We start from the raw sequence: 6,522 nt of genomic DNA, 5'->3' as shown, positions 1-6,522 counted from the left end.
TCACCCGTCCGCCGCTCGACGCCGTTATCGTCACCCGAAGGGTCAGATAGCTCGTTTCCGCTCGACTTGCATGTGTTAGGCCTGCCGCCAGCGTTCAATCTGAGCCATGATCAAACTCTTCAATTAAAGTTTTGTGCATCTAAGATGCGGCTCAATGAATACTGATAACATTACTGTGTAATGTTGAATTGACTGTGCCGGTATTACTACCGATTGGTCACTCAGTTCATTGATAAATCTTTTTGGATTATCATCAACGAGTGCCCACACAGATTGATAGGTTTAGTTTGTTAAAGAGCATTCCAACAAGGCGCTAAGCCCCGTTGTTAGGGATGCGTATCTTACGCATTTCTTTACTAAAGTCAAGAACTTTTTAACACTTTCTTCTCTAGTCGTACCGAATAAATCAGAGGTGACTCTGCTTCGTTTCGGTGAGGCGGCATTATATGGACAATGACAAAGATCACAAGGCTTTTTTTTACCTTATTGTTTGAGTGCTCAAAAATAGACCAGATCGCTTAAAATTAGGATAAAATTGCAACATTTGAGTCATGTCACACCAATAGGTTGGAAAAACAACAACCATATACGTAAGATCTGTGTGTCTATGTCAATAATGCTTAGGCATTTTATTCTTAACTTACGAAGTTGTTTCCCAATATGAGTTCAAATAAATCAATGTTAATGATTGCCGCCTTAGCTATATTGGGCGCGATTATCTTTTCACAGGTTAATGTTCATCCTGCACTCAGCTTTGTTGTCGGTGTTTTTGTTTCCACTTTTGTTATTAGATTTTCAAACACCTCATCTAAGCCAGTAATCAGCCATGACACTACAACGAAAACCCTTTATGTAGGAAATCTGCCGTATAAAGCAAATGAGTCGCACGTAAAAGATTTATTTGCCAAGCATGGTGAGGTTTTTGCTGTGCGCCTTATGAAGGATAAAAGAACCGGAAAAAGGCGAGGGTTTGGTTTTGTAGTAATGGCTGCAACAGACGTTGTCAAAGCAATAGAAGGATTAAATGAAAAGGATTATATGCAGCGTACTTTAAAAGTCCGAATTGCTAACGATCCAAAATCTCAAGTTGAACAGGACTAAAGCCCCACCCCTGTAAAGCTTTATTCAACGCTCCTTCAGCATACGGAGGAGCCGTTGAGAAAATCTCACGCTTCCCTTTTTCACCGTCATCACCAAACCCGTCTTTCCCGAGTAACTCTTGTACTCGACGAGCAATTGCTTCTCCTGAATCAACCAGCAATACATGCTCACCCAATACATGTTGGATTTCTTGTTTGATAAGAGGGAAATGGGTACACCCGAGAACGGCAACATCTATCTTGCCTGCCATTGGCTCTAGCGCTTGCTGTAACTCAAGCTGCGATAGCTCTCTCCCGCGCAGTTTTTCCTCTGCCATATCAACCAATAATGTCGAGCCTAACAGCTCCACCGGCTTAGTTTTAGAGAAGTCCCTGATTAAGTCATGGGTGTATTCGCGAGTGACAGTGGCAGGGGTGGCAATAAGACCAACAGCTTTATTGGCAAGGTTAGACGCTGGTTTAATGGCAGGCACCACACCGACCACAGGTATAGATAACCTGGCGCGCAGCGAGGGCAAAACAATCGTGCTGGCTGTATTACATGCAATCACAACAAGATCAATCTCAAGCTTTTCTACATATTGACAAACCAGCGCCTCAACACGCTCGGTCAGTGTCTCATGCTCTAGCTCACCATATGGGTAAGCAGCATTATCAAAAATATAAAAGTAGTTAAGCGCTGGCAGTTTTGCCTCTATCTCTTTAAACACTGATAGCCCGCCGACTCCAGAATCAAAGATTAGGATTTTTGTTTGTTGCGACACTTGGTAATCCACACTATTCGATTGGCCAATCATACTCACTAAGCTCAATTTGGCAATCTTTTCATTAAATGAGTGAGGTTAAGTATTGTTGATTTTTCTGGTAACAACTAAACAAAACCGCCCGAAGGCGGTTTAAAGTTAAAACTTATAGTTAAGTCCTGCAAAATAACTACGCTCTTGAGTGTTGTAGCCATATGACGTTTCGTAGTCTTCATCAAATAAGTTGGCAATTTTGCCACGAGCAATCAAATTGTCTGTAATATAGTAATGGGTTGAGAAGTCAATTAGAGAGTATGCATCCAACTTAGTTTTGTTAGCAGCATCATCATAGCTCTCGCCACGATAGAGATAACTTAAGTCAAAGTTCCAATCATAATACGTGTAGCTTACATTCCATTTAGCACTGTACTTTGATCTTCGAGCTAACTCTTTACCTGTTTCCTTATTCTCAGTATCCATTACATCGATACTTGCCGAGTGAAATAAAGCACCAGTTGCAAACTCTCCAACAAGTTCGACGCCCTTTATTTCTGCTTTTGCAATGTTTTCATTTTTACCAGTCGAACCAGAAACCGATATCAAGTCAGAGATTTCATTCTGGTAGAAAGCAACTCTAAAATCACCAATCGATGGAGTTACATCCAAAGCAATCTCGTAGTTTAGAGACTCTTCTGGTGTTAAGTCAGGATTCGCATAATCCCCCCACTTCGATGATGGGTAGTACAAGTCATTAAATGTAGGCGATTTAAAAGCGGTACCTGCCATCACGGATAAACGGTAAATTGGAGTAAAGTTGTAGCCTGAACCCACTTGCCAAGTGGTGTAATCTCCATACTGCTCATTATCATCAATACGCAGGCTCACTTCTGCTTGAATTTTATCTTTTGAATATAGTCCAGAAGTATATACACCCAGATTTGAACGACTTGTTTTAGCATACTCTATAGTGGACTCAGACACATCGTCATTGACCCAGTCCACACCACCTAACATTAACAAGTCAGCATTAATTTGATAACCATTTTGCCAAGCAACAGATAGTCGATTGGTCTCATAGTTATCCGATGAGTCTACGTAAGAAGATTGATCTCTACTAGCTGCTAGTATCACTTCGCTGCTCAACGAGTCAGTTTTATAAGCTCCAACAATTGAACTGCTTAATAACTTTTGCTTTTGTTCTCCAGAATCAAACTCAATATCACCCTCCGTGTAGTTCGTGTTCCATTTAAAATTTAACTCATCAGTCGGGTTAACCCCCAGCTCTAACAACAAGTCAGTATGGTCATAACCATCATTGTCGGGATCAAAGCTTGAAGTGTTTTCGTTGGTAGCTGAAAACCCATCTGTTTTTTCACGATTAACAGAGGCCTTGACCCAGCCGTTTTCTCCAATCTGATTAGCCGTATTTACAGCATATTTTTGATACTTATTACTACCACCCTCTACCCATAACTCAGTTTCATCACCAGTGTATGAGGTAATTATATTGATTACTCCACCAATAGCATCCGAACCGTATACAGCGGTTCGTGGACCTCGCACATACTCTATTCGCTCCACGCCGTTTAATGACAAAGAAGAAATGGCCGTTAATCCCGCAGTAGCGCTGCTCACACGAACACCGTTTACCAGTATCAGCGCGTGATCAGACTCAGTGCCTCGAATATAAACGCTAGCTGTTTGACCATAACCACCATTACTAGACACTTGTATGCCGGGCAATCGACGTAATACTTCTTCGATCGACTTGGCTTGAGTAGACTGAATGTCCTCCTTGGTCACGACCACGACTGGGGCAAGAGTTGAATTTATTGATTGCTCAAATCGATTCGCCGTAACCACCATAGTTTCATCGATGGAAGTCTCTTGAGCATATAAAAGAGAGGCGTAGGGAAGCAGCGATGCTACTGCCATCGCTAACATTGTTCGGTTCATTGTTATAGTTCCTAAATCGCGTAAGTCCTACCGAGCTTGGAGTGTTGCACTCCAATACCACTGCTCAGTCGCTGGCAGGTATTCGGACTCAAGAGCATGGCTGTGCCACCTAATCACTCGACTTCCCAAATGATGCTTCATTCAGTGTCATGGGAGCTTTCGTTCTCTCTTACCGCTGCGCGTCAGTTCTGGATTTACACCAGATTCCCTTTTCAGCCATCTATACATCTAAATGGCACCAGCTTGACGACGATGTTATTAAGCAATCGGTAGTTTGTCCACTTTAATATCGCTAATTTGGCTTTTATATGTTGGCTATGCCTAGAATGGGACTGGACATAGCGCTGAGATTGAATAAAATCTGCGCTCCTAAATGAAATACAACCTCAACGAGCAACAACCTAAGGTAAAGAGCATGGCGAATCTTGACGTAAACCCACAAGACTACCAAGAACAATTGAACGAAAAAAAAGCGCGTCTTGAGCAAATGTTCACTTGTTACCAAATGCCAAAGCTTGAGGTGTTTGAATCTGAAAGCCAACATTATCGCATGCGCGCTGAGTTTCGTGTTTGGCATGAGGGTGATGACCTTTACTACATCATGTTCAATCAGGAAACGCGTGAAAAATATCGTGTTGATCAGTTTCCAGCCGCCAGTGGTTTGATCAATGAAGTGATGCCGCTTTTGATGGGTGAGATGAAAAACAATAATTTACTGCGTCGTAAACTCTTCCAAGTCGACTTCCTCTCAACGCTCAGTGGTGAGATTCTTATCTCCCTTTTATATCATCGCCAATTAGATGAACAGTGGATTGAAAACGCAAAAGCACTCAAACAGCGCCTAATCGTTAAAGGCTATAAGCTCAATATCATTGGGCGAGCGAGAAAAATGAAAGTTGTACTCGATCGTGATTATGTGATTGAGAAGCTGAACGTAAATGGGCAGCCATATCTATACCAGCAAGTAGAAAACAGTTTTACTCAACCAAACGGAAAAGTCGCCGAGAAAATGCTGGAATGGGCAATAGACTGTACGCGTGATAGTCAAGGCGATTTGCTAGAGCTCTATTGTGGCAATGGTAATTTTTCTCTCGCACTGGCACAAAACTTTGGACGTGTACTGGCAACTGAGCTTGCCAAACCTTCGGTTGAGTCCGCCCAGTATAATATTGCGGCTAATAAAATTGATAACGTGCAGATATTACGCCTTTCAGCGGAGGAATTTACCCAAGCCATCGAAGGGAAACGAGAGTTTCGCCGTCTCAAAGATGCTGGCGTGGATTTAAAAAGCTACGATTGCAATACAATTTTTGTCGATCCGCCAAGAGCTGGCATGGATATAGACACCTGTAAAATGGTGCAAGGATACCAACGTATTGTTTATATTTCCTGCAATCCAGAAACACTCAAAGATAATTTAGATGTTTTGTGTCAGACACACAAAGTTACGCGTTTTGCGCTGTTTGATCAGTTTCCATATACCCACCATATGGAAGCGGGCGTAATGCTGGAAAGAAAAGCTTAGTATCAACCTCTAATCAAAAATAAAAAACGAGCCCTTAAGCTCGTTTTTTATTTTTACCGCTTTATTCTGTCCGAGTGGCCCGATCCATAAAGCCGAGCTTTTTACCTATCCACACTAGCAGAAGTAATGAGACGACGATGGCAAAAAAGTTAGAACCCGCATCTGGATGCTGGGCTTTAACGAACGCCGAATGGCCAAAAGCTCCAACAAAAAAACAAGCTAATCCGACGAGCGGAATGTCTTCAGAGACAGGGTTGCGGAGGTATTCTTGATAGAGAGCCTGCACAGATAGAACCAGCGCAATTAGAGGAAAAATAGAAAAAGAGACTTCACTCATTGTTAGCCAAGACAACAAGGCATCACCACACATACCAGCAATAAGTGCCAATATTAAGGTTTTTTTCTCTGAGCCAGTATCCACTCGGTTTACTTCATTCGACATTAATCTGTTCCACCTTTTAATCGGTTACGTTCACGTTCTTTTCGGTACCACAAAGCGCCTTTGGCAATCATGCGCAATTGAGTAATCAATCTCTCAGCCAGTTCATCACGTTCATGGCTGACTAAATCTAGTGCTTCTGCACCTGAGCTAAACACCAAAGTGACTGAGGCTTCCGCTTGAGTGTATGCTTCATCACGAGACATTCGAGTACTAATAAGGTACTCGGTCAGCTCAGCAACAAAATGTTGAATTTCTCTCGCTACAGCAGCTCGAAATTCAAATGATGTTCCTGAACGTTCTCGTAACAAAAGTCTGAAAACATTGGGGTGATTATCAATAAACTCCATGAAGGTCTCAACGGAAGTTCGTATCACGCTTCCCTCTTTCACTATCCTTTGCCGAGCTTGGCGCATCAATTGACGAAGTAATAAGCCTCCCTCATCAACCATAGTTAAGCCAAGCTCGTCCATATCTTTAAAATGGCGATAAAAAGAGGTAGGAGCGATCCCAGCTTCACGGGCGACTTCTCTTAAGCTTAAGTTAGAAAAGCTTCGCTCAGCGCTGAGCTGGCTAAAGGCTGCATCAATGACTGAACGACGCGTTTTTTCTTTTTGCTGTGCTCGTATTCCCATGATTGCCATCTACTTGTTATTGAATAATTTGCTCGCTAGCAAATATACAATGATTAGAGCAAAGACATAAGACAAAATCACTACCTTTGATAATCAGATGGTAATTAAACCCAATTCGCCCAGC

The 6,522-nt window shown here is 42.3% G+C and carries 6 protein-coding genes, 1 rRNA gene and 1 riboswitch; of the genes, 2 read left to right on the top strand and 5 right to left on the bottom strand.

Going from position 1 to position 6,522, the window contains the following annotated elements:
* Nucleotides 1-126, bottom strand: a 16S ribosomal RNA gene (locus DPF90_RS19580); the annotation flags it as partial.
* A gap of 534 nt (nt 127-660) precedes the next feature.
* Here DPF90_RS19580 and DPF90_RS19575 point away from each other — a divergent pair.
* Nucleotides 661-1,101 carry an RNA recognition motif domain-containing protein gene (locus tag DPF90_RS19575; RefSeq protein ID WP_114787980.1) on the top strand — a complete coding sequence of 147 codons (441 nt, stop codon included), beginning with the start codon at nt 661-663 and terminating at the stop codon, nt 1,099-1,101.
* On the opposite strand, the gene murI is transcribed toward DPF90_RS19575, so the two are convergent.
* Together murI and DPF90_RS19565 are read right to left on the bottom strand one after the other, a co-directional pair.
* Nucleotides 1,067-1,897, bottom strand: a complete 831-nt coding sequence (gene murI / locus DPF90_RS19570; protein ID WP_205395215.1) for a glutamate racemase — start codon at nt 1,895-1,897, stop codon at nt 1,067-1,069. The genes DPF90_RS19575 and murI overlap by 35 nt on opposite strands.
* 105 nt (nt 1,898-2,002) lie before the next feature.
* Nucleotides 2,003-3,799, bottom strand: coding sequence for a TonB-dependent receptor domain-containing protein (locus DPF90_RS19565; protein ID WP_114787979.1), 1,797 nt, complete (start codon nt 3,797-3,799; stop codon nt 2,003-2,005).
* Between the two features lie 56 nt (nt 3,800-3,855).
* Nucleotides 3,856-4,057: riboswitch (cobalamin riboswitch) on the bottom strand.
* Nucleotides 4,058-4,214: 157 nt separating this feature from the next.
* Here DPF90_RS19565 and trmA point away from each other — a divergent pair.
* Nucleotides 4,215-5,324 carry a tRNA (uridine(54)-C5)-methyltransferase TrmA gene (gene trmA, locus DPF90_RS19560; protein WP_114787978.1) on the top strand — a complete coding sequence of 370 codons (1,110 nt, stop codon included), beginning with the start codon at nt 4,215-4,217 and terminating at the stop codon, nt 5,322-5,324.
* 61 nt (nt 5,325-5,385) lie between these two features.
* Here trmA and DPF90_RS19555 read toward each other — a convergent pair whose 3' ends face one another.
* Both DPF90_RS19555 and fabR read right to left on the bottom strand, forming a co-directional pair.
* Nucleotides 5,386-5,766 carry a YijD family membrane protein gene (locus DPF90_RS19555; protein ID WP_114787977.1) on the bottom strand — a complete coding sequence of 127 codons (381 nt, stop codon included), beginning with the start codon at nt 5,764-5,766 and terminating at the stop codon, nt 5,386-5,388.
* Nucleotides 5,766-6,407, bottom strand: coding sequence for an HTH-type transcriptional repressor FabR (fabR, locus tag DPF90_RS19550; protein WP_114787976.1), 642 nt, complete (start codon nt 6,405-6,407; stop codon nt 5,766-5,768). The genes DPF90_RS19555 and fabR overlap by 1 nt, the downstream gene beginning before the upstream one ends.
* Nucleotides 6,408-6,522: the final 115 nt, after the last annotated feature.

The sequence above is a fragment of the Vibrio tetraodonis genome, from assembly GCF_003350295.1.
Classification (GTDB): domain Bacteria; phylum Pseudomonadota; class Gammaproteobacteria; order Enterobacterales; family Vibrionaceae; genus Vibrio; species Vibrio tetraodonis.
Note: the sequence above shows the minus strand (reverse complement) of the source record. Positions and strands in the feature narration are given on the sequence as shown.

What these genes read in the sequence shown, in the direction of transcription:
- DPF90_RS19575 (WP_114787980.1), top strand. Translation starts at nt 661, where the DNA reads ATGAGTTCAAATAAATCAATGTTAATGATTGCCGCCTTAGCTATATTG.
- murI (WP_205395215.1), bottom strand. Translation starts at nt 1,897, where the DNA reads ATGATTGGCCAATCGAATAGTGTGGATTACCAAGTGTCGCAACAAACA.
- DPF90_RS19565 (WP_114787979.1), bottom strand. Translation starts at nt 3,799, where the DNA reads ATGAACCGAACAATGTTAGCGATGGCAGTAGCATCGCTGCTTCCCTAC.
- trmA (WP_114787978.1), top strand. Translation starts at nt 4,215, where the DNA reads ATGGCGAATCTTGACGTAAACCCACAAGACTACCAAGAACAATTGAAC.
- DPF90_RS19555 (WP_114787977.1), bottom strand. Translation starts at nt 5,766, where the DNA reads ATGTCGAATGAAGTAAACCGAGTGGATACTGGCTCAGAGAAAAAAACC.
- fabR (WP_114787976.1), bottom strand. Translation starts at nt 6,407, where the DNA reads ATGGCAATCATGGGAATACGAGCACAGCAAAAAGAAAAAACGCGTCGT.